Annotated in this window: 1 protein-coding gene; it reads left to right on the top strand. The window is 71.7% G+C overall.

Going from position 1 to position 1,220, the window contains the following annotated elements; genetic code table 11:
• Positions 1-1,220 (top strand): molybdopterin cofactor-binding domain-containing protein (locus tag I71_RS15585; RefSeq protein WP_042695764.1); only part of this gene is annotated, 1,220 nt, incomplete at both ends.

Raw genomic sequence — 1,220 nt, 5'->3', positions numbered from 1 at the left:
CGCCGGTCAACTGAATTGCCGGGCCGACGATGTGCGCTTTGTCGGCGGCAAGGTCTTCTCCGACGCCAACCCGGACAACAGCCTGTCCTTCTCCCGCGTCGCCGCCGCCGGCCATTGGTCGCCCGGCACTTTGTCAGGAGGGCAGGGGCCGGACGGGCAGGAGGCGCCGCTGCGCGAGACCGCCTTCTGGACGCCGGAGCCGCTGAAGGCGCCGACCGACGCCGACCACATCAACAGCTCGGCCTGCTACGGCTTCATCTTCGACTTCTGCGGGGTCGAGATCGACCGGACGACGGGGGCGCTGCGGATCGACCGCTACGTCACAATGCACGATGCCGGCCGGCTGCTGAACCCACTGCTGGTGGAAGGGCAGATCCTGGGCGGCTTCGCCCATGCCGTCGGCACCGCGCTGTACGAGGAATATGCCTATGGCGACGACGGCCGGTTCCTGTCCGGCAGCTTCGCCGACTATCTGGTGCCGACCGCCTGCGAGGTGCCGGTGCCGGTGATCCTTCACCGCGAAAGCCCGTCGCCGGTGACGCCGCTCGGCGCCAAGGGGGTGGGGGAGGGGAACTGCATGAGCACCCCGGTCTGCCTCGCCAACGCGGTGGCGGACGCGCTGTCGGGCGTATCGGTGGATGAGGTGCCGTCGCTGCCGATCACCCCGGCCAAGCTGGCGGCGCTGATCCATCCGCCGGAACCGTCGCGCCCGGCATCTGCAGCCGGCTCTTCCACTCCGCCGCCCTCCGCCGTCAAGGGCGGGCGCGGCCTGACCGGCGAGGGCAGCTGCGAGGTTCCGGCGACGCCGGAACAGGTCTGGGCCATCCTGCTCGATCCGAAGGAATTGGCGGCGCTGCTGCCGGGCTGCGAAGCGCTCGACCTTGTCGGCCCCAACGCCTACCGGGCGGAGGTGGTGGTCGGCATCGGCCCGGTGCGCGGCCGCTACACCGCGGAGGTCGCCTTGTCCGACCTCGACCCGCCGGACGCGCTGACCCTGACCGGCAGCGGCACCAGCGCGCTCGGCTCGGGCAGCGGCACCGGGCACGTCACGCTGGAGCGCACCGCCGAGGGCACGCGCGTCACCTACCGCTACAGCGCGTCGGTCGGCGGCAAGGTCGCCGCGGTCGGCGGCCGGATGCTCGACAGCGCCTCGCGCCTGCTGATCGGCCAGTTCTTCGAGAAGCTGGTTGCCCGCTCCGGCGGCGCGGCTTCCGAAGTCG

The organism is Azospirillum sp. B506 (genome assembly GCF_000333595.1).
Taxonomy (GTDB): domain Bacteria; phylum Pseudomonadota; class Alphaproteobacteria; order Azospirillales; family Azospirillaceae; genus Azospirillum.
Note: the sequence above shows the minus strand (reverse complement) of the source record. Positions and strands in the feature narration are given on the sequence as shown.